Source organism: Thioclava sp. NS-SX20, from assembly GCF_057380695.1.
Genome location: NZ_CM170816.1, coordinates 1,111,029 through 1,129,807 on the forward strand (window position 1 = coordinate 1,111,029; position 18,779 = coordinate 1,129,807).

Consider the following 18,779-nt stretch of genomic DNA (forward strand, 5'->3'; position numbering starts at 1 on the left):
CTGTCCTGTTCCAACCTAATTTCGCCCACGCGCCAAAACAAGAACAGCCCGAAAGAGGGTTTCTGACGGCTTGAAAAATAAATGACATTTCAGCCAAAAAGCTGCTTGCACCCATTTGCGGTTTTGAATAGACACCCCCTCGGACAGGTGGCCGAGTGGTCGAAGGCGCACGCCTGGAAAGTGTGTAGGCGGGGAACCGTCTCGAGGGTTCGAATCCCTTCCTGTCCGCCACTTGCACATTGCAAACCCGAAAACAGGTCCCTCGCGGGGCCTTTTTCTTTATGTGACAAAGGGGTTTGCACGGACCATCCGCCCTTCGGAGACTGGCCGCCTGCGCGAGATCGGTCTCCAAACGCCCACCGTCTCTTTCCACCCGCCCTTCGCTTTCGGCGAGACGCTTTCAAAACCTCCATGCATTTCAAGGAACTGGCGGGATCGCGTTGCGCCCGTGTTTCGCTGGTTCCGGCTTGTCTCAAAACAGACGAAGGCGCGACACGGGCGGCGTGGTCGTTGGTATGTTTTGGGAGTTTTGCGCGAAGTCTCTGATGACAAACGCAGTTTGCGCCCCTAGCCTGGCGCGATGTCAAACGGGGCCTGGACAGATCAAGAGAACGACCTGATCGTTGCGGATTACTTCGCGATGCTGGCCGATGACGTCTGTGGTCGCCCTTACAACAAGGCTGAGCACCGGCGCGGGCTTATGCCGCTGTTGAATGATCGGTCCGAGGGATCGGTCGAGTTCAAGCACCAGAACATCAGCGCCGTGCTGAAGGGGCTGGGTGAGGACTGGATCCCGGGCTACAAGCCTGCCTTCAATTTCCAGATGACACTGGTGGATGCCGTGGCGCGCTGGCTGGCGCTGAACCCGGCGTGGCTCGGTCGCCATTCGGGTGTAGGAGCGCCGACAGGCCTGGCGGAGGCGCGGCCGATCTGGATCGGGCCGCCGCCCACGCTGTCGAACCAGCCGCCACCGCAAGAGCTGGAGCAGATGCTGCATATCGCCCGCAAATTCGATGTCGCGGCGAGAGACGAGCGAAACCGCGCCCTCGGCCGTGCCGGTGAGGAGCGCGTCTTGGCGTACGAACGTGCAGCCCTCAAATCAGCGGGCCGAGACGATCTTGCGCGCAAGGTCAGGTGGGTGTCGGAGGAGGATGGCGATGGTGCCGGCTACGATATCGCGAGCTTCGCGCCGGATGGCCGTCCGCGCCTGATCGAGGTGAAGACGACGAATGGCTGGGAACGCACCCCTTTCCACATCAGCCGCAACGAGCTGGCCGTGGCCGAGGAACGGCGTTCGGAATGGTCCCTGTTCCGGCTCTGGAACTTTGCGCGCGAACCGAAGGCGTTCGAGCTGCACCCGCCGCTGGACGCGCATGTCTCGCTGACCGCGACGTCCTTTCAGGCGAGTTTTCATTGATCTCAGCCAGAGAACTTGTCGACGACGAGGTAGACAGCCATCGAATGTCGCGATTAACTCTCGAAAATTGCGATGAACTCTTGGATTAGCTTTGGCAACTTGTTGGACCTGTGGTGAGCCGATCGTCTTTCGGCACGTGGATGGCGTGCTGAAGCCAATCCACCTAAACGGTGGCTGGTGCGCTGCCACATCTTCTAGCTCCTCTTCTAACGCTCTTTTCCGGACCGTTGAATCCTATGTGAACCCCAATGCCTATTGTCCGGTATGCGGAGAAAAGGTGTTTTACTACCAGAGCCGTTACGGCGGCCGGGTATTCTTTGATGATCTTGGTTGGCCTTGGCCGAAGCACCCTTGCACAGATAATGGTAGTCAAACCCTGAAGTCCCCGCCTGTCGTGCGTGGCCCAATAGTCATAAAGGATCGTAGCGGAAAAACGCTGGACATTTACGACCTCGACGATCTGCAAGACGCGGCTGACCAATACATATTCACTTTCCAAAACCATCGCACCCGCGCCCGCCTGGACTTGGCGCTCACAAAAAAGGCCATGAAAAAAGGGGGGCTCAGCATTGAAGATTTCTGGGACACGCCTTCCTTCTTGCTTCGCAAAGACGACGAAAAGCCGAACGCGTTCCGGGTGGAATTCATTTCTTGTAGGCAGGGCAAGGTAGTCAGGATCAGGATGCGCCGATCACGTTGACCATGCAATTTGTCCAATCAAAGCTCCGCTGAAATATCGTGAAACGCCCGCTCGGCCTGCACCATCCATGTTTCCCCAGCCAGAAAACACAGGTCATAGAGGCTGATCGTCGACGCCTCGCGGCCGCAGGTCAGGCGCTTCAGTACCTCTGGCGCCAGATAGGCGAGGCGCAGCTGGCGACTGACATGGCGCTCGGCCAGGCCGACGGCTTCGGCCAGTTCCTGGATCGTGGCGAACTCACCTGCCTCCATGCGCCGCCGCCAGCCCCATGCCCGGCCGATGGCGCGCAGGATGTGCGGGTCCTGCACCTGATCCTCGCTCGGGCTGTAGTCGGCGGGCGGCATGATCTTGGGTCGCCCGTTCTTCTTGCGCAGCTTCAGGGGGATCAGCACGCGGATCGTGTCATTGCCTCGGGTCATTCGGCGGCCTCCATGTCGCGCGGGGCGATCATCTCTCGGATCACGCCCGCGACGCCTTCGCGCCGGATATCGACCTCGAGCCCGGCGGCGGTGACGGTGACGCGCCGGACCAGAAGCTGGATGATCCGCGCCTGTTCGAGCGGAAACAGCTGCGCCCAGAGCGTGTTGAACTCATGCAGCGCCGCGATGGCCTCGGCCTCGGAGACCTGATCGCGTTTCAACGCCGCCAGCACCTGCGTGACCACTTCGGGGGTCTGCAGAATGCGCCGGACCTCGGTGACGATGGCGTCCTCGACCATGCCCGCAGGCAGGCGGACCGGTGCTTGATCGCCGCCGCTGTCGTCCTCCGTGGTGCGGTTCTTGATCACGTCCATCGACACGTAATAGCGGTAGAGTTTGCCGCGCTTCTTGGTCGCGGTCGGGGTCATCGCTGCGCCGGTGTCGGTGAAGATCAGGCCCTTCAGCGGCGCAGGCGTCTGCATGCGGCTGTTGCTGGACCGCGCGTGGCGGTTGCCCTGCAGAATGGCGTCGACCTGATCCCAGACCTTGTCGGTGACGATGGCCTCGTGCTCGCCCGGATAGGCCTTGCCCTTGTGGACGGCCTCGCCGCGATAGACGCGGTTGCGGAGTACCCGATAGAGGTAGCCCTTGTCGATCAGCGTGCCCTGCTTGCTGCGAAACCCCTCCCGCCGCAGCTCCTTCGCCAGCATCGTGGCCGAGCCGAGTTCGATGAACCGCTCGAAGATCCGGCGCACCGAGGCGGCCTCAGCCTCGTTGATCACCAGCTTGCGGTCCTGCACATCGTAGCCGAGCGGCACATAACCCCCCATCCAGATCCCGCGCTTGCGCGAGGCCGCGACCTTGTCGCGGATGCGTTCACCGATGACCTCGCGCTCGAACTGGGCGAAGCTGAGCAGGATGTTCAGCGTCAGCCGCCCCATCGAGGTGGTCGTGTTGAAGGACTGCGTCACCGAGACGAAGGTGACGCCGTTGCGGTCGAAGACCTCGACCAGCTTCGAGAAATCCATCAGGGCGCGGCTGAGCCGGTCGATCTTGTAGACCACGACCACGTCGATCAGCCCGTCGTCGATGTCGGCGAGCAGCTGCTTCAAGCCGGGCCGGTCCAGATTGCCGCCCGAGAATCCTCCGTCGTCATAGCGGTCGCGGGTGGCGACCCAGCCCTCGGATTTCTGACTGGCGATATAGGCCTCGCAGGCCTCCCGCTGGGCGTCGAGGCTGTTGAATTCCATGTCGAGCCCTTCCTCGCTCGACTTGCGGGTGTAGATGGCGCAGCGCAGGCGGCGGCCGGGGCGTGTATTCATGTCCATGATCAAACCTCCCGCGATCGGACCTGCAGCCCGAAGAAGCGATAGCCGTTCCAGCGCACGCCGGTGATTTCCCGCGCGATGCCAGAGAGCGATTTGTACTTGCGGCCCTGCCATTCAAAGCCGTCCTTCAGCACGGTGATGGTGTGCTCGAGCCCGTTCCATTCCCGGATCAACCGGGTGCCCGCCACCGGATTGCGGGGATCGGCGATCTGGTTCTTGCGGCGGGAGACGCCCTCGACCTCATCGGCAAGCAGGTCCAGCATGCGACGGGTCTCGTGGTCGGGCCCGCCATAGGTCAGTTCCTGCAGGCGATAGGCGATGCGGGCCTCGAGAAAGGCGCGGCTGTTGTTCGGTGCGGCGCTGCCGAGAAGCCGTTCCCATTCGGCCTTCAGCTCTTTCACCGACATGGCCTTGAGCGCGGCGATGCGCGACAGGACGCTTTGATCCAGGCGCGCCTCCTGTCCGGGTTTGGGCGGCGTTATCTTACTGTGATGCTTCATCAATTCCTCCGATGCGGATGCGTTTCCTGCGACGACCACCGCTCTTTCGGAGCGGGTAGTCCACGGAACTGTCTCCGTCGGCGGGCGATAAAGAACTGGACTTCCCGGCAGTCAGGCGAACGACGCCCGCAGCGAGGATGCGACCCAACTCGGCAAGCCGGGCATCAGGGGTCATGCGTTCAGGGCATAGAGGATTGGGCCCGGAAACCGGGTCTTCGGGGGGAATGGACATGGCGGGTTTTCGCGACTTTTGTGATAGGCGAAATGTGTCGCGAAATCAGAAAAATATCAAGTAAATCAGTTTGTTACGGTCGCGTGCGGTCGCTGCGCAGCCTGGCGAAAATCTGCGTAGCTGAAATGTCCCCGCGCCAACCTTTCTGTCGGGCGGCTGCGCCGAATCAACTCGTCCGGCCGTCCATGAACTTGTCGAAGCTGTCGAGGACTGGCTCTTCCTCCAGATCGGCCATCTCCCATCGCGAAGGGGCGCGGTCGGGGTAAAGCAGAAGCGAGATCGTCATCTGGTCATTGCTTGGCGAGAACACGGTCATTTCGTGCACCGGCTCGGAGCCGAGCCAGATACCGGCCGGATGTTGGCAACCGTAGCGCCCTTCATCCCCGTCCACCTCTTGCGCCGCAAGCGAGGCGGGCGGCAATTCGATCACCTCTTGCCGTGCCCGGTAGAAAACCCCGGACTTCAACAGCGGTTCACTGGACCAGGCCCAATCGATGAAGCCCTCCTTGCCGACCACGATCATCGCGCGCTTGTCGGTTATGGTCATCCATTTCAGGATCGCGGCCGTCAGCGACACGGCATAGCGATCCGCGAGCTCGGTCATCACGTCGATATCGATGATCCGGCCTTTGATCTGCTCGCGGAAATCGTCGAGGGGCATCAGCAGGTAGGAGGCGAATGTGTTCGCCTCCGCCTCGATCCTGTTCCGGGCCTCATCCCAGTCGGCCATGTTACGGCTGGTGCATTCCAGCCCACGCGGGTTTGCCTGCCGGTGGAGGAGGTAGTGCCCCAGCTCATGCGCCAGCGTGAAGTTGCGCCGCCCCGCCGACCGGATGGTCTCGTTGTAGACGATGCCCCACTCGCCCGCGCAATGCGGATTTGGTAGCAGCATGCCTTCGACGCCCTTAGAGAGTTTCAGCCCTTGCACCATCGTGATTGGCGCGTCCGGAAAGACCTGACGCGAGAAGTCCTGCGCGAGCGCGGCAACATCGATAGGGAAACGCGGCAGCCCGTGCACCGCCTGATGCACGGACAGGATTTTCGTCAGGCGGTTGGCCCAGCTCTGAGGCGTCGTCGGCAGACTCAATCCTTCTTTCCCCACATGTCGATCATCTGCTTGATTTTCTCTTGGTCATCCAAGTCGAGCTTTTTGAAGCTTCGGTAGAACGCCTCCTTGAAGACCTCTTCTTCGGGTTCGGTGTTGTCGTCGAGCAAGTAATCTGTAGTGACCGACAGCGCTCCCGCGATCTTCGTCAGCTTCTCGCCCGACGGTTTTCGCGTATCGCGGTTTTCGAGTTCCCAGAGGTAGCTCTTGCTGGAGTCGGTCAGCTCGGCGAGCTTGTCGAGGGAATATCCCTTTTCCTGACGGTGGCGCTTGATCTTCGCGCCGAGGGACGTGGTCATCGTATCATCCTTGGTTTCCTTGGTTGCAGGACGTTTGTTCGCTATGCCGAACAAAATTGTGCCGCGCAAGTGGACGTGGCGATTTGTTCGGTATATATCGAACAACATCGTATCGCATTTTCGCGATTCTGTCCTCCTCCCCGGCCAAAGAAAGGGCTCTCATGACCGCCATCGCCGCGTTCCTCCGCAAGACCCCCGTGATCCGTCTGCAGGATTACTTCACTGCTGGCGGGTTCACCTCGCTTGCGCCCATCGACTGGACGAAGCCCGAGCCCGAGGTGGTGGAGCCGCTGATCAAGGCCGTCGACGCCATGTCCGACGACGAAAAGCAGCGCGTCGTCCTCGATGCGGCCCGTGTGGCGGCGCTGGCCGATGAGCCCGGCCAGAACGCGTTGCAGAACGTTGTCCTGAACCGCGCCGTCTTCGATACGCTCGAAGGGGCCAACAACCGCTCGCTCTGGGTTTTCCTCAACGAGAACGATCGGTTCCGCCTGGCCGAAGAGGTGCGCTACAATGACGAGCGCCGCCGCGGGCGGTCGTGGAGCGGGTTCGGCGTCGATCCCGACCTCGCGGTGAAGAAGGACCCGGTTTCGCTCGTCGCGTTTACGGCCGCGATCCGCGAACGGTTCGAAACGCCCAACGTCCATGTCGACATCTTCGACCGCCACCGGGTGATCCTCGAGGGCGAGGAATGCGAACTGGTCCAGGTCGCGGTCTACCGGGAGGGGCGTCCCGAGGATACGCTGGGATTCGACGCCAACAGCACCCTGTCGCGTCGGATCGTGAAGCCGGTCTTCGAGGCGGCGCTGACCTACGAGGCCGCAACCGGCGTGATCGAGGTCGTGGCCAAGACGCGCGAGGACCGGATCGATCTGACCCGGTACATGGCGCGCGATCTGCTGGGTATCACCCTCGATGAAAAGCAGTCGCTGCCGCTGCGCGAGTACGATCTCAGCATGCTGCTGCGGCCCTTCGACTTTCCGACTGACCCGGCCGACGGGATTGCCGGCGTGACCGTCAAGGAACTGCGCCTGATGGACCTGGGCGATGCGAAGGAGCGCATCACGCTCGAATCCATGTCGGGTGCGGACCGGACGATCTGGCAGATGGCGGAACACCGGATCGGCCTCGACATCGGTGGCGGCACGCGTGTCTTGGGTGGCACCGGCGACGTGGCGGAATGGGTGGTCACCCGTGCGCGCTTCACCATCAAGTTTCACCCAGGCCCCGATGGCGGGCGGGGCAAGTCGCTGTCGCTGACCGTGACCATGCCGCATGGCTGCAACCTGAAGGACATGACGCCGCAAGAGCGCCTGATCGGCGAGAAGTATTTGCGGCTGTGGGGCATCCTGAAGGACGATAACGATGAAGGCGACGTCCTTGAGTAAGCGTTCGATCGACCTTCTGCTGCGGGCCATGGAAGCCCGCAGCATGTCGCTTCAGACATCGGCGCTGCGCCAGGTTTCGCGCAGCGCGACCGACGCGTTGATCAAGGCCAAGCTGCTGGTGCCGAGCGGGCATGTCCCGGTCGTCGCCGCGATGGACGATTATGAGGATGAACCCATTGAGGCTACCTGGTCGGCCGAGCTGAAATCATTCGGCTATCACGACAGCACCGGCCGCTGGGTCAAGGTCGCCAATCAGGACATCGCGGCATGCAAGGTCGACTACGGTCTGGCCCTTGCCAAGATGCTGGTGGCGTTCGAGCGCGCCGGGCCTTCGCGCCTGACTCCCTTGGTCACGGATCTCGTCTGGGAGGTCGGAACAATCAAGCTCGCCGGAGCGAAGGCCCCGGTGCCCGTCTGGTTTGCCCGGCGGCTCGGGGATCCAGGTGTCTGGGCGCAGCTCGAGGCGCTGATCGCGCGCAAGCCACCACAGGAAATCCGTATCATCCTGACCTCCACACCCGACGAGCGTATCCCGGCGACCGCCCTGAAACGCAACCACATCATCAACGTGGCGGATGTTGCGGGTGATCCGGCGAAGCTTGCGATCTCACCCCAAGTCCTCGGGGCTCTGGTGTTCCCCGGACAAGTGCTGCGTCGTTTCCCGATCGATCATTCGGAAGACTGTGGGATTGTCTGGCTCAAAGGTCAGACGATTACGTTTCGTGGTGATAAGCAGCGGCTGTTGCTCAAGCAGCTCTTTGATGCTTATTGGTCAGGTCTGCCGGAGTGTCGGACTTCCGCCGTCTTGTTCGAGGCAGGGTATGGGGATCAAACCAACAGTCTTGCTAAGGCATTTGGCAAACGCGACGATTGGCGTCAGTTCGTCCACTATGACGATGGCAATTGCTGGATTGATCCGGAACAGATTATGTCTGTGCCATCTGGCCAATAGCGTTGACTTGCAGGCGACATAAGAAACTTGGCCATCTAGCGGGTGGCTGCCAAAGGCCATCACTGTTAGGTGACAGTCGTAGGGATAAAAACATGAACATTAAACGAGGCACTGACGCCTCAAGGGATTTAGATGCCGCTCTGACTGAGTCAGGTTTGCAGAAAGCAGACCTCAAACTCTATGGGGCGCTTGCTTCAAAAATCAACCGAGTCGAGGCGACATCAAACATTGGTGCTGACCCAGCCAGAATATTCACACTGTCTCTACAGGTTTTCGCTTTACGCCTACTTTTGAAAATAGCCGTGAAGAATAAAATGCCCTACGGGACTTTTCGAAGGTACGCCGCCCATGGGGATATTGCGGGCATTCTGGGGGCGTCAGAAATTGAAAGCACTATCAGCGAACACTATTTCTCGCATATCTCCGAAGAAATCGCCGACCAAATGCGTGCTCAGCGCGATCAGAGGGACGAAAGCCTCGAAAGGGTGCCTTGTGGGGACGGGTGCTGGTTCTGCTGTGCGACCCATCGAATGATCGACGCAACTCCTGCCGACGCGGAACGGATATGGGAGGCTATGCTCGCTAGCAATGTGCCAGGTCATGAGCACCCGAACGCTTGCCCGGCCCTGGGAATTGACGGCAGGTGTAGGGCGTACAGCGTGCGACCGCATACTTGTCGGCAGCGACTGTCAACGTCCAGAGAAGCATGTCGCACCGACCTTGAGAAGGGTATCGGTTCTAGTGAAGAGCATGTGATCCACTTGGGCTCGCCATTCGATGCCAACCAACTTGCTGCGCTGCTAGCAGTGTGCGTCGGAACCAAAGAGCCATTTGTAAATTTGCTAACGACGCTACGCTCCTTGCGGAGCGGTGCCTCGATGTCCGATGCCATTAGCAAAGGTCGTAGATCCTTTAAAAAATTTGATCCAAGCTCGCAGCCAAAGGGGCGCATAGTTCAACCAGTTGATCTCAAACTCTCGGATTCGACGAGTTAACTGGCGCGCATTACCCGGGAATGAACTACAGAGCTGCAGTTTGATACCGCCTCACCGAGACAAGTGAACGGCCGTCCTTTGGGGCGGCCTTATTCGTTTGTGGTCGAGTTTCTCAGCCAACTCCCAGTTTGCCTCCCAGTTACCTCCCCGGCGCCTCCCACCCCCTCCGCCATGTTGAACCCGCAAGTGTTCGCAGCAATCCCAAGGAGGTTCACATGGCGACCAGGCACCTTTCCCAGATCGAGCTGGCGGCTCGCTGGAACATTTCGCACCGCACGCTGGAGCGCTGGCGGTGGACGGGCGAAGGCCCGAAATTCATCAAGCTCGGCGGCCGGGTGATCTACCGGCTCGAGGATGTCGAGGCCTTCGAGGCCGAACAGATCCGCGGCGTGGATCACGAACCCCATCGTCCGATGTCGGCGTGAGGGGGCGGAACATGACGATCTCCAACCGCATCACCCTGGCCGATATCCACCGCATGCCGGTGGGCCAGATCGCGGCGCTGCCCGCTGATCAGCTCGCGCTGCTGAAAGGCGCGGCGGAGGAGCAACTGACGCAGGCGAAGTCGGTCGCGGACTGGCTCGACGGCGCCATCTCCCTCAAATACGCGGACCGCGCCCAGGACACCCGCCAGGAGGCGGGCAAGGACACCGGCACGATTCGGTTCGAGGATGACGGCGTCACCGTGATTGCCGAACTGCCCAAGCGCATCGATTGGGATCAGGCGTTGCTGGCGCAGATCGCCGAGAACATCGCCTCGGCGGGCGAGGACCCGGCCGAGTTCGTCGAGACCAAGCTCTCGGTCTCGGAGCGCAAATACGGCGCTTTGCCGGAAAGCTGGCGCAAGGGCTTCGAGCCCGCACGCACGGTCCGCACCGGCAAGCCGAAGTTCCGCCTCGTGCTGAACGAGGAGGTGCGCTGATGGCCATTTCGCTCGCGTCCCTGCGCACGACCTCGGTGCTGACTCCGCCGCGCATCCTGATCCACGGCGTGGCCGGGGTGGGCAAATCCACCTTCGCGGCCGATGCCGACCGGCCCGTCTTCCTCATGACCGAGGATGGTCTGGGCAAGCTGCAGGTCCCGCATTTTCCGCTCGCGACCAGCTATGCGGAGGTGGCCGAGGCGCTTGATGCGCTGCTGAACGAGGACCACGATTTCGGCACGGTCGTCGTTGACAGCGTCGACTGGCTGGAGCCGCTGATCTGGGCCGAGGCCTGCAAGCGCAACGGCTGGGCCTCGATCGAGGCGCCGGGGTTTGGCAAGGGCTATGCCGAGGCGCTGATCATCTGGCGCGAATATCTCGACCGGCTCAATGCGCTGCGCGACCGCAAGGGCATGGTGGTCATTCAGATCGCCCATACCGACATCAAGCGTTTCGACAGCCCCGAGCACGAGCCCTACGACCGCTATGTGATCAAGTTGCAGACCCGCGCCTCGGCGCTGCTGCAAGAGCATTCGGACGTGGTGCTCTTCGCCAACTACCAGATCTCGGTCGCGAAATCCGATGTCGGCTTCAACAAGAAGGTGACCCGGGCGCTCGGGTCCGGTGCACGCGTCATGCACACCGAAGAGCGCCCCGCCTTCCTCGCCAAGAACCGTTACGGCCTGCCGGACACCCTACCGCTGATGTGGTCGGAGTTCCTCGCGGCCATGCCCCAATCCCAATGATCTGAACAAGGACAAGACCATGGCACGTTTCGATACGTCCTTCGACGCCACCAGCGTTGAGCCCACCACCGCCTACGAGCTGCTGCCCGCAGGCAAATACCGCGCCCAGATCGTCGAGAGCGAGATGCGCGTCACCAAGAACGGCATGGGCCAGTTCCTCTGGCTGATGCTCGACATCCTCGAGGGGGAGCACAAGGGGCGGAAGATCTTCGACCAGCTGAACCTGGTGAACCCGAACCCGACCACGGTGGAAATCGCGCAGCGCACGCTCTCGGCGATCTGCCACGCCACGGGCCGGATGCATGTCAGCGACAGCGAGGAGCTGCACCTGATCCCGATGACGATCCAGGTGAAAATCCGCCCGCCGAAGAACGGCTACGGCGAGAGCAACGCGATTGCATATCTGCCGCCCGAGCGGGGTTCGGCCCCGGCCGCCCGTCCGGTGAAGCCCGCGCCCGATCCGGTCGGCTCCTCGGTGCCGCCGAAAATGGCCTCCGCGCCCTGGAACAAGAAGGGCTGAGCTTTCGCGCTGCCCTGCGCCCTGACTGACGGGGCAGCGCGCAACCCCATCTGAGGAAATTCCCATGACTGACATGACCAACGCGGCCCCTGTGGCTGCGACCAGCTCCGGCTTGCCTGATGATCAGCGGCGACTGATCGAGCTCGACGATGCCATCGCCAAAATCCGCACGCAGATCGCGACGGCTGATCTGGCCCGCCAGCGCGGCCAGAAGCCCATCGATCCGGACTGGTTCCACCGGGCCCGCACGGCCTTGCGTCACCTGTGCCGCGAGCGCGCGGAACTCTTGGCCCAAGGCACCGGTCGCCGTCGCCGCGAAAAGCTCAAGGACGCACTGATCGGTATCCTGCGCGAACGCCATGACCCCGAGACCTGGGATGGCATTCTGGCCGAGGCCCAAGCCCGCAGCGAACGGGAGGGTCTGTGATGGCAGAGCTTCCCGAAGCCCCCACGCCGACACTGACGGCGATCTATGCCGATTACGAGGCCCGCCAAGGCGATGGTTTCCGCGATCACCTCGGAGCGTCGATCATCGGCAAATCCTGTGCCCGGGCGCTCTGGTACGACTTCCGCTGGATCACGCCCGCGCGCCATTCCGGCCGCCTGCTGCGCCTTTTCGAGACGGGTCAGCTAGAGGAGGACCGGCTCGTGCGCAACCTGCGTGCCACCGGCGCGACCGTGCTCGAAGTCGATCCCGAGACCGGCCGTCAGTTCCGGATCGAAGCCCATGGCGGCCATTTCGGCGGCTCGCTCGATGGCGTGGCCCTTGGCCTCCTGGAGGCGCCCAAGACCTGGCATGTGCTGGAGTTCAAGACCCACTCGGTCAAAAGCTTCAACGAGTTGACCGCCAAGGGCGTCGTTCTGGCAAAACCTCAGCACGCCGCGCAGATGCAGATCTACATGCACCTGACGGGCATCACGCGCGCCCTCTACGTCGCGGTCTGCAAGGACACCGACGCGCTGCATGTCGAGCGTATCGAGGCGGACCGCGCCATGGTCGAGCGTCTTCTCGAAAAGGCCGGGCGCATCATCTTCGCCCAGCATCCGCCCGCGCGGATCAGCGAGGACCCGGCCTGGTTCGAATGCCGGTTCTGCGATCACCATGCCGCCTGCCATGAGGGTGGTGGCGCTGCGGTGACCTGCCGGTCCTGCCTGCATGCGACGCCCGTCCAGGGTGGTTGGCACTGCGCGCGGTATGACCGGATGCTGGCGCCTGCCGAGCAACGCGCCGCCTGCGGCCGCCATCTCTTCATCCCCGATCTCATCCCGGGCGAGGTCATCGATGCGGGCGACGATGTCGTCACCTACCGCATGGCCGATGGCTCGACCTGGACCAATGACGCCCGTTCCCCGGAGGCCGCGCCATGCTGACCCTGCGCCCCTATCAACAGGCCGCGATCACCGCGATCTACGGCTATTTCCAGACCCACACCGGCAATCCGCTGGTGGTCATTCCGACTGCGGGCGGCAAGTCGCTCGTCATGGCCTCCTTCATCGAGGGCGTGCTGAAGGCCTGGCCCGATCAGCGGATCCTGATCGTGACCCATGTGCGCGAGTTGATCGCCCAGAACCATGCCGAGATGATCGGCCTCTGGCCCGATGCCCCGGCGGGCATCTATTCGGCAGGCCTCGGCAAGCGCGAGGCGCAGGCGCGGATCCTCTTCGCGGGCATCCAATCGATCCACCGCCGCGCGGCCGAGATCGGCCACACCGATCTGGTGCTGATCGACGAGGCGCATCTGATCCCCGGCAAGTCGAGCACGATGTATCGGCGCTTCCTCGACGCGCTGAAAGCGATCAACCCGGCGCTCAAGGTGATCGGGCTGACCGCCACGCCGTTCCGGCTCGACTGCGGGATGCTGCATGAGGGGCAGAATGCGCTCTTCACCGACATCGCCTATGAGGCCCCGGTCCGCGAGCTGATCGACGCGGGGTATCTGAGCCCTCTGGTCTCGAAACAGCCCGCCACCCGGCTCGACGTCTCGAAGGTGGGCACCCGCGCGGGCGACTTCATTGTGCGCGATCTGGCGGCGGCGGTCGATCAGGACGCCATCACCCGCGCGGCCGTCACCGAGATCATCGCGCATGGCCGCGACCGGAAATCCTGGCTGGCATTCTGTTCGGGTGTCGAGCATGCGCGCCATGTGGCCGAGGAATTCGGCCGCCAGGGCATCAGTTGCCGCACGATCTTTGGCGATACGCCGAAGGATGAACGCGATGCGATCCTTGCCGCCTTCAAGCGCGGCGAAATCCGGGCGCTCGCCTCGATGGGCGTGCTGACCACCGGCTTCAACGCGCCGGGTGTCGACCTGATCGCGCTCCTGCGTCCCACGCAATCGGCCGGGCTCTATGTGCAGATGGTCGGGCGCGGCACCCGCCTCGCGCCGGGCAAGGAAAACTGTCTGGTGCTGGACTTCGCCGGCAATGTCCGCCGCCACGGGCCGATCGACTTGGTGCGCCCCAAACGCCTCGGTGATGGCGGTGGGGGCGAAGCGCCGACCAAGGTCTGCCCGGACTGTGACAGCATCATCGCGCTCTCGGCGACGGAATGCCCGGATTGCGGCTATGTCTTCCCGGCGCGCGAGGTGAAGATCGCCCCCACAGCCGCCACGCTGCCGGTGCTTTCGCCAAAGCAACGATGGCTTCCGGTCACCGGCGTTTCCTACAGCCGCCACGACAAGGCGGGCGGGCGTCCGTCGCTCAAGGTGACCTATAGCTGCGGCCTTGCCACCTACAGCGAATGGGTCTGCCTCGAGCATCAGGGCTATGCCCGGCAGAAGGCGGCCGAGTGGTGGCGCAAGCGCGCGCCCGGATGCCCCGTGCCGCTGAGCGTGGCCGAAGCCCTCGCGCAGACGAGCCGGCTTGCGCGCCCCAGCGACATCTCGGTCCGCCCTTCGGGCCGCTATCTTGAGATCTCCGGCTACAGGTTCGCCCCATGCGCCCATCCGACCCTGGCCTCTGCGCCGTCTGCCACCGGCAACCTCGCGGCTTTGGCTGGTTCGAGCCGGGGTTCCGGCGCACCGACCCGCGGCGTGACGCCAGCCGCAAGCGGCTCTGCAGCCGCGCCTGCCAAGACCTCTGCCATGGGAGGAAGGGCATGATCGATCCGACCCCGAACGAGACCGAGGCCATGGCCACGGGCGGCCAGATGGGGGGCGAATATCTGGAATCTATCGGCAAGTCCGACCTCGCGACCCTGTCCGAGGAGGAATGGGCCCGGTTTCTCGATGCGGTCGTCACAGGCTATTGCGACCACCTGCGCGCGCTGGCGGCGAAGGATCGCAACCGGCTCGACGCGATGGCGCCGGAGGTGCCGTTCTGATGGCCGACACATCCTGGATGGCGCGCTTCGGCGCGCGGCTCGTCACCAATGGCTATGCCATCCTGCCGATCGGCCCGGGCACCAAGAAGCCCGGCCGGTTCCAGCGCGGGGGCTGGGCCGATTACCCGGAATGGAACCGCCATGCCGAACGCCCGACCACGGAGGTCGAGGTCGCGACCTGGGCTGCCTGGCCCGATTGCGGCATCGGCATCGTCGGCGGTGCGGTGGCGGCGGTCGATATCGACATCGCGGCGGATGCCGACCTCGCGTTGCAGATCGAGGCATTGGCCCGGGCGCGTCTCGGCGACACTCCCGCGCTGCGCATCGGCCGCGCCCCGAAGCGCATGCTGGTCTACCGCACGGCCGCACCGTTTCGGGGCATTAAGCGCCATCCGCTAGAAGTGCTCTGCCTCGGGCAACAGTTTCTGGCCTATGCCGACCACCCCGACACCGGCGCGCCCTATGTCTGGCCCGACGAGGGGCTGGCCGATCTCGATATCAGCGACCTTCCGGAAATCACGGCGGAAGCGGCGACGGCTTTTCTCGACGAAGCCTATGCGATCCTGCCCGAGGCCCTGCGTCAGCGCAGGCTACGCTCGGCAGCACCGGCCACAGTGCTGCGCAGCCACGGGCAGATCGGCACTTTGCCCGCCATCCGATCGGCGCTCGACTGGCTGCCGAATGACGAGCTCGATTACGATAGCTGGATGCGCATCGGCATGGCGCTGAAAGGCGCGCTTGGAGATGAGGGCGGCGAGGTCTTTGCCACCTGGTCGGCCCAGGCGGCCAAGGATGTGCCCGCGACCACGGCCCGCGCCTGGGCGAGCTTCAAGCCCGACCGGATCGGTGCAGGCACGATCTATCACCTCGCCATGGAACGCGGCTGGCAGCCCGATGCCGCCTTGCGCCTCGATGGCAGCGTCGATCCGGACGGCCCGCATCCGGCCGCCGATCTGCTGGCCCGGCTGGAGGGACGCGCGCCCACCGTCGCCGACCCGGAAAAGCCCACCCTCAGCCTGGACATCCCCGACGGTCTTGTCGGCGAGCTGACCGGCTACATGCTGGCCACCGCGCGCCGCCCGCAACCGCTTCTGTCGCTCGGGGCCAGCCTCTGCGCCATCGGCGCGCTGATGGGGCGGCGGTACCGCACGACCAGCAACCTGCGTTCGAACCTCTATGTCGTGGGGATCGCTGACAGCGGCTCGGGCAAGAACCACGCCCGCGAGATCATCAACGAGGTCTTCTTCGAGGCGGGTCTCGCCCACCATCTCGGCGGCAACAAGATCGCCTCCGGCGCGGGGCTTTTGACGGCGCTCCATCGGCAACCCGCGATCCTGTTCCAGATCGACGAATTCGGGATGTTCCTGTCGGCCGCTGCCGACCGCAAGCGCAGCCCGCGCCACATCACTGAGATCCTCGACAACATGACCGAGCTGTTCACGGCCGCGGGCGGGATCTTCCTCGGGGCGGAATATGCGAACCGCGACGGCACCAATGAGCGGCGCGACATCAACCAGCCCTGCCTTTGCGTCTATGGCACCACGACGCCGCTGCATTTCTGGGGCGCGTTGCAGGGCGCGAATGTAGTCGACGGCTCGCTTGCGCGCTTTCTGATCCTGCCGAGCGATGAGGACTATCCCGACGAAAACCTCGCCGTCGGCATCCGGCAGGCCCCGCCCGCGTTGATCCAGGCGCTTCAGCTGGTCGCGAAAGGCGGCGGGGCCGTGAAGGGCAACCTGACCGGCAAGACCGCCGATCAGAACACCGCAGTGAACCCGATGACCGTGCCGATGACGGATGCGGCGCGCGCCCGGTTCGCCGATCTCAGCGACGCCCTGACCGAGGAGCTACGGGCGGCGGCCGGGACGGCCTTCACGGCCATTCTCGCCCGCATCGGAGAGAACGCGTTGAAGCTGGCGCTGATCGTCGCCGTCGGGCGCGATCCGGTGCGCCCCGAGATCGACATTACCGCGGCGGACTGGGCCATCGGCTTCGTGCGCCATTACGCGAGGCGCACCATGGAGGCGGTCGAGCGCCATGTGGCGGATACCGAGACCGAGGCGCATCTGAAGCGGCTCAAGGAGATCGTCCGCGCGGCCGGACCCAAGGGGATCACCAAATCCGAGATCACCCGCGCCTCCCAATGGCTGAAATCGCGCGACCGCGACGAAATCCTGCTGACGCTGATCGAGAGCGGCGACATCACGACGGGCATGCGTGGCTCCTCGACCAAGCAGGCCATGGTCTACCGGATGGCGCGGTGGGGCGGGTGACCGGAGATCCTTCAATCCGCCTGAAACGGTCCTTGAAGCCGAAATTCCGACAAGCAGCAGAAACAAAAGGGAAAAACCGAATCCTTCAAATCCTTCAATCTTTCAAGAGGATCCCTTTCCCCTATACGTGTACGCGCGCGGTTTAACATTGGGAGAGAGATACCCATTGAAATATTGAATAATTGAAAGATTATATATTACACATAAAGGACAACCACTTAGGGGCGGAAATCTTTCAAGACGCCCCTCTGAAGGTTCTGAAGGATTTGCCGGGCGGCCCAGCCGCCCAGGCCATGAACTGACCAGACCACCCTTCGGGGCCTGGCGAGATCGCAGCCTTCACCGGCCAGCCCGCTCGCCTCGCTCGCAAACGCGAAGAGGAGGTCTCTCATGACCCAATCCAAAGAACACCCGCGCTGCATCCTGGCGCTCGATCTCGGCACCACCACCGGCTGGGCCTTGCGCAGCCACGACGGGCTGATCACCAGCGGCACCGCCAGCTTTCGGCCCGGGCGCTATGACGGCGGTGGCATGCGCTATCTGCGCTTCACCAACTGGCTGACCGAGCTGGATCGCCTGTCGGGGCCCATCGCCGCGATCTGGTTCGAGGAGGTCCGTCGCCACGCCGGAACCGACGCGGCCCATGTCTATGGCGGGCTGATGGCCTCGCTCACCAGCTGGGGAGAGCTGCGGGGCATCCCCTACGAGGGCGTGCCGGTGGGCACGATCAAGCGCCACGCTACCGGCAAGGGCAATGCGCCCAAGCAGGCCATGATCGATGCAGCCCGTGCAAAGGGCTTCAGCCCCGAAGACGACAACGAGGCGGATGCCATCGCCATCCTGCTGTGGGCCCTCGACGCCCGGGTAGGTGCAGCATGAGGTTCCATCCCAAGGGCTATGGCGGCCAGCGCCGGTCGCCTGATGAGGTGAAGCGCGACGGCTGGCGCGAACAGGGCCTGCTGGCCGTCAGCGTGGATGACCAGCGCCTGACCTGGCCCGAGCGTGAACTCGTCGAGCAGCTGGGCACGCGGCTCTATGGTCCGCGACCGGTCGAGGATCTGCGCCATGGCTGAGCACATCTGGACCGCCGAGGACGTCGCCGATCATTTCGAAGAGGCATTCCGCACCCTGCGCAAACTGCCGCCGGTGAAGGTTCAGGGCTATTTCAACGCCTGGCCGCAGGTCATCCGCACAGAGCGCGAGATCCTCGCGATGGAGCCCGAACCGATGCGGGTCTGGCCCTCGGCCGCCGCGATCTCGCGGCTCGAGCAGACCTTCGACTGGGTGCTCTGGCTTGGCGAGAGTGAACGCCGCCTGATCTGGTGGCGTGCCGCCCGTCGGCCGTGGAAGCAGATCACCCATGAGCTGGGCGTCGACCGCAGCACCGCGTGGCGGCAGCACAAGCTCGCGCTCACCAAGATCGCCGCGCGGCTGAATGCTGCGGCTGCATGAAGTGTTGCAACACTTTGGTCTTCGACAGCTGCAACAGATCCGTGCTATCTGAAGGATATGATGGGGAGAGTGCGTCGGAAGACGGCTCTCCCCGTTTCCGTTCGCACGGACCGGCGACGGCAGGGCCGCAGCGGAGCGCATTTCCCTGAAATCGGCGGGTCCTTCCCGGCGTCCATCCTATGCGGGCGGGCGAAGCGCGAGGGTTTCCC

At 63.4% G+C, this 18,779-nt stretch carries 22 protein-coding genes and 1 tRNA gene; 18 read left to right on the forward strand and 5 right to left on the reverse strand.

What is annotated here, in order from left to right; genetic code table 11:
• Positions 1–141 precede the first annotated feature (141 nt).
• The 3 genes from AC2ISB_RS05565 (at position 142) to AC2ISB_RS05575 (ending at position 2,117) form a co-directional block, all read left to right on the forward strand.
• Positions 142–231 (forward strand) — tRNA-Ser (locus tag AC2ISB_RS05565).
• Between the two features lie 349 nt (positions 232–580).
• Complete coding sequence (locus AC2ISB_RS05570; RefSeq protein ID WP_486576485.1) at positions 581–1,417, forward strand: protein NO VEIN domain-containing protein; 837 nt, start codon at positions 581–583, stop codon at positions 1,415–1,417.
• Between the two features lie 277 nt (positions 1,418–1,694).
• The gene (locus tag AC2ISB_RS05575) at positions 1,695–2,117 is read left to right on the forward strand and encodes a hypothetical protein (RefSeq protein ID WP_486576487.1); all 423 of its coding nucleotides are present in this window, start codon (positions 1,695–1,697) and stop codon (positions 2,115–2,117) included.
• Between the two features lie 17 nt (positions 2,118–2,134).
• On the opposite strand, the gene AC2ISB_RS05580 is transcribed toward AC2ISB_RS05575, so the two are convergent.
• The 5 genes from AC2ISB_RS05580 to AC2ISB_RS05600 all read right to left on the reverse strand — a co-directional run bounded on the left by AC2ISB_RS05580 (position 2,135) and on the right by AC2ISB_RS05600 (position 6,000).
• Entirely contained in the window at positions 2,135–2,536 is a 402-nt protein-coding gene (locus AC2ISB_RS05580) for a hypothetical protein (RefSeq protein WP_486576489.1), read from the reverse strand.
• Positions 2,533–3,864: a recombinase family protein gene (locus tag AC2ISB_RS05585; RefSeq protein WP_486576491.1), complete on the reverse strand. Its 1,332-nt coding sequence runs from the start codon at positions 3,862–3,864 to the stop codon at positions 2,533–2,535. The genes AC2ISB_RS05580 and AC2ISB_RS05585 overlap by 4 nt, the downstream gene beginning before the upstream one ends.
• Before the next feature lie 2 nt (positions 3,865–3,866).
• Positions 3,867–4,403 carry a DUF2924 domain-containing protein gene (locus AC2ISB_RS05590; protein WP_486576493.1) on the reverse strand — a complete coding sequence of 179 codons (537 nt, stop codon included), beginning with the start codon at positions 4,401–4,403 and terminating at the stop codon, positions 3,867–3,869.
• A 359-nt stretch (positions 4,404–4,762) separates the two neighbouring features.
• Entirely contained in the window at positions 4,763–5,683 is a 921-nt protein-coding gene (locus AC2ISB_RS05595) for an ImmA/IrrE family metallo-endopeptidase (RefSeq protein WP_486576495.1), read from the reverse strand.
• Complete coding sequence (locus AC2ISB_RS05600) at positions 5,680–6,000, reverse strand: helix-turn-helix domain-containing protein (RefSeq protein WP_164612609.1); 321 nt, start codon at positions 5,998–6,000, stop codon at positions 5,680–5,682. The genes AC2ISB_RS05595 and AC2ISB_RS05600 overlap by 4 nt, the downstream gene beginning before the upstream one ends.
• A gap of 161 nt (positions 6,001–6,161) precedes the next feature.
• Here AC2ISB_RS05600 and AC2ISB_RS05605 point away from each other — a divergent pair, with 161 nt between their 5' ends.
• From AC2ISB_RS05605 to AC2ISB_RS05675, 15 genes are all read left to right on the forward strand, one after another.
• Positions 6,162–7,388, forward strand: a complete 1,227-nt coding sequence (locus AC2ISB_RS05605; protein ID WP_486576497.1) for a hypothetical protein — start codon at positions 6,162–6,164, stop codon at positions 7,386–7,388.
• On the forward strand, positions 7,366–8,340 hold the full coding sequence (locus tag AC2ISB_RS05610; RefSeq protein WP_486576499.1) for a hypothetical protein: 975 nt from the start codon (positions 7,366–7,368) through the stop codon (positions 8,338–8,340). Before AC2ISB_RS05605 ends, AC2ISB_RS05610 begins: the two co-directional genes overlap by 23 nt.
• A gap of 92 nt (positions 8,341–8,432) precedes the next feature.
• The gene (locus AC2ISB_RS05615) at positions 8,433–9,335 is read left to right on the forward strand and encodes a YkgJ family cysteine cluster protein (RefSeq protein WP_486576501.1); all 903 of its coding nucleotides are present in this window, start codon (positions 8,433–8,435) and stop codon (positions 9,333–9,335) included.
• A 215-nt stretch (positions 9,336–9,550) separates the two neighbouring features.
• Positions 9,551–9,760 (forward strand): helix-turn-helix transcriptional regulator, encoded by a 210-nt coding sequence (locus AC2ISB_RS05620; RefSeq protein ID WP_043869387.1) that lies wholly within the window; start codon positions 9,551–9,553, stop codon positions 9,758–9,760.
• Between the two features lie 11 nt (positions 9,761–9,771).
• Positions 9,772–10,257, forward strand: coding sequence for a hypothetical protein (locus AC2ISB_RS05625; RefSeq protein ID WP_486576504.1), 486 nt, complete (start codon positions 9,772–9,774; stop codon positions 10,255–10,257).
• Positions 10,257–11,003 (forward strand): ATP-binding protein, encoded by a 747-nt coding sequence (locus tag AC2ISB_RS05630; RefSeq protein WP_486576506.1) that lies wholly within the window; start codon positions 10,257–10,259, stop codon positions 11,001–11,003. The genes AC2ISB_RS05625 and AC2ISB_RS05630 overlap by 1 nt, the downstream gene beginning before the upstream one ends.
• Positions 11,004–11,022: 19 nt before the next feature.
• A complete protein-coding gene (locus AC2ISB_RS05635) occupies positions 11,023–11,523 on the forward strand; it encodes a DUF669 domain-containing protein (protein WP_486576508.1) in 501 nt (166 codons plus the stop codon).
• Positions 11,524–11,587: 64 nt separating this feature from the next.
• Positions 11,588–11,950, forward strand: coding sequence for a hypothetical protein (locus AC2ISB_RS05640; RefSeq protein ID WP_486576510.1), 363 nt, complete (start codon positions 11,588–11,590; stop codon positions 11,948–11,950).
• Positions 11,950–12,894: a PD-(D/E)XK nuclease family protein gene (locus AC2ISB_RS05645; RefSeq protein ID WP_486576512.1), complete on the forward strand. Its 945-nt coding sequence runs from the start codon at positions 11,950–11,952 to the stop codon at positions 12,892–12,894. Before AC2ISB_RS05640 ends, AC2ISB_RS05645 begins: the two co-directional genes overlap by 1 nt.
• Positions 12,888–14,624: a DEAD/DEAH box helicase gene (locus tag AC2ISB_RS05650; protein WP_486576514.1), complete on the forward strand. Its 1,737-nt coding sequence runs from the start codon at positions 12,888–12,890 to the stop codon at positions 14,622–14,624. Before AC2ISB_RS05645 ends, AC2ISB_RS05650 begins: the two co-directional genes overlap by 7 nt.
• Positions 14,621–14,845 (forward strand): DUF6511 domain-containing protein, encoded by a 225-nt coding sequence (locus tag AC2ISB_RS05655; RefSeq protein ID WP_043869392.1) that lies wholly within the window; start codon positions 14,621–14,623, stop codon positions 14,843–14,845. The genes AC2ISB_RS05650 and AC2ISB_RS05655 overlap by 4 nt, the downstream gene beginning before the upstream one ends.
• Positions 14,845–17,118, forward strand: coding sequence for a PriCT-2 domain-containing protein (locus AC2ISB_RS05660; protein WP_486576517.1), 2,274 nt, complete (start codon positions 14,845–14,847; stop codon positions 17,116–17,118). Before AC2ISB_RS05655 ends, AC2ISB_RS05660 begins: the two co-directional genes overlap by 1 nt.
• 390 nt (positions 17,119–17,508) lie before the next feature.
• Positions 17,509–17,997 (forward strand): crossover junction endodeoxyribonuclease RuvC, encoded by a 489-nt coding sequence (locus AC2ISB_RS05665; protein ID WP_486576518.1) that lies wholly within the window; start codon positions 17,509–17,511, stop codon positions 17,995–17,997.
• Entirely contained in the window at positions 17,994–18,191 is a 198-nt protein-coding gene (locus tag AC2ISB_RS05670) for a hypothetical protein (protein WP_154491262.1), read from the forward strand. Before AC2ISB_RS05665 ends, AC2ISB_RS05670 begins: the two co-directional genes overlap by 4 nt.
• Positions 18,184–18,570 (forward strand): DUF6362 family protein, encoded by a 387-nt coding sequence (locus tag AC2ISB_RS05675; protein WP_043869397.1) that lies wholly within the window; start codon positions 18,184–18,186, stop codon positions 18,568–18,570. Before AC2ISB_RS05670 ends, AC2ISB_RS05675 begins: the two co-directional genes overlap by 8 nt.
• The last annotated feature ends 209 nt before the right edge of the window (positions 18,571–18,779 follow it).

What these genes read in the sequence shown, in the direction of transcription:
- AC2ISB_RS05625 (WP_486576504.1), top strand. Translation starts at nt 9,772, where the DNA reads ATGACGATCTCCAACCGCATCACCCTGGCCGATATCCACCGCATGCCG.
- AC2ISB_RS05620 (WP_043869387.1), top strand. Translation starts at nt 9,551, where the DNA reads ATGGCGACCAGGCACCTTTCCCAGATCGAGCTGGCGGCTCGCTGGAAC.
- AC2ISB_RS05645 (WP_486576512.1), top strand. Translation starts at nt 11,950, where the DNA reads ATGGCAGAGCTTCCCGAAGCCCCCACGCCGACACTGACGGCGATCTAT.
- AC2ISB_RS05635 (WP_486576508.1), top strand. Translation starts at nt 11,023, where the DNA reads ATGGCACGTTTCGATACGTCCTTCGACGCCACCAGCGTTGAGCCCACC.
- AC2ISB_RS05600 (WP_164612609.1), bottom strand. Translation starts at nt 6,000, where the DNA reads ATGACCACGTCCCTCGGCGCGAAGATCAAGCGCCACCGTCAGGAAAAG.
- AC2ISB_RS05670 (WP_154491262.1), top strand. Translation starts at nt 17,994, where the DNA reads ATGAGGTTCCATCCCAAGGGCTATGGCGGCCAGCGCCGGTCGCCTGAT.
- AC2ISB_RS05665 (WP_486576518.1), top strand. Translation starts at nt 17,509, where the DNA reads ATGACCCAATCCAAAGAACACCCGCGCTGCATCCTGGCGCTCGATCTC.
- AC2ISB_RS05580 (WP_486576489.1), bottom strand. Translation starts at nt 2,536, where the DNA reads ATGACCCGAGGCAATGACACGATCCGCGTGCTGATCCCCCTGAAGCTG.
- AC2ISB_RS05605 (WP_486576497.1), top strand. Translation starts at nt 6,162, where the DNA reads ATGACCGCCATCGCCGCGTTCCTCCGCAAGACCCCCGTGATCCGTCTG.
- AC2ISB_RS05630 (WP_486576506.1), top strand. Translation starts at nt 10,257, where the DNA reads ATGGCCATTTCGCTCGCGTCCCTGCGCACGACCTCGGTGCTGACTCCG.
- AC2ISB_RS05655 (WP_043869392.1), top strand. Translation starts at nt 14,621, where the DNA reads ATGATCGATCCGACCCCGAACGAGACCGAGGCCATGGCCACGGGCGGC.
- AC2ISB_RS05570 (WP_486576485.1), top strand. Translation starts at nt 581, where the DNA reads ATGTCAAACGGGGCCTGGACAGATCAAGAGAACGACCTGATCGTTGCG.
- AC2ISB_RS05660 (WP_486576517.1), top strand. Translation starts at nt 14,845, where the DNA reads ATGGCCGACACATCCTGGATGGCGCGCTTCGGCGCGCGGCTCGTCACC.
- AC2ISB_RS05675 (WP_043869397.1), top strand. Translation starts at nt 18,184, where the DNA reads ATGGCTGAGCACATCTGGACCGCCGAGGACGTCGCCGATCATTTCGAA.
- AC2ISB_RS05615 (WP_486576501.1), top strand. Translation starts at nt 8,433, where the DNA reads ATGAACATTAAACGAGGCACTGACGCCTCAAGGGATTTAGATGCCGCT.
- AC2ISB_RS05650 (WP_486576514.1), top strand. Translation starts at nt 12,888, where the DNA reads ATGCTGACCCTGCGCCCCTATCAACAGGCCGCGATCACCGCGATCTAC.
- AC2ISB_RS05640 (WP_486576510.1), top strand. Translation starts at nt 11,588, where the DNA reads ATGACTGACATGACCAACGCGGCCCCTGTGGCTGCGACCAGCTCCGGC.
- AC2ISB_RS05585 (WP_486576491.1), bottom strand. Translation starts at nt 3,864, where the DNA reads ATGGACATGAATACACGCCCCGGCCGCCGCCTGCGCTGCGCCATCTAC.
- AC2ISB_RS05610 (WP_486576499.1), top strand. Translation starts at nt 7,366, where the DNA reads ATGAAGGCGACGTCCTTGAGTAAGCGTTCGATCGACCTTCTGCTGCGG.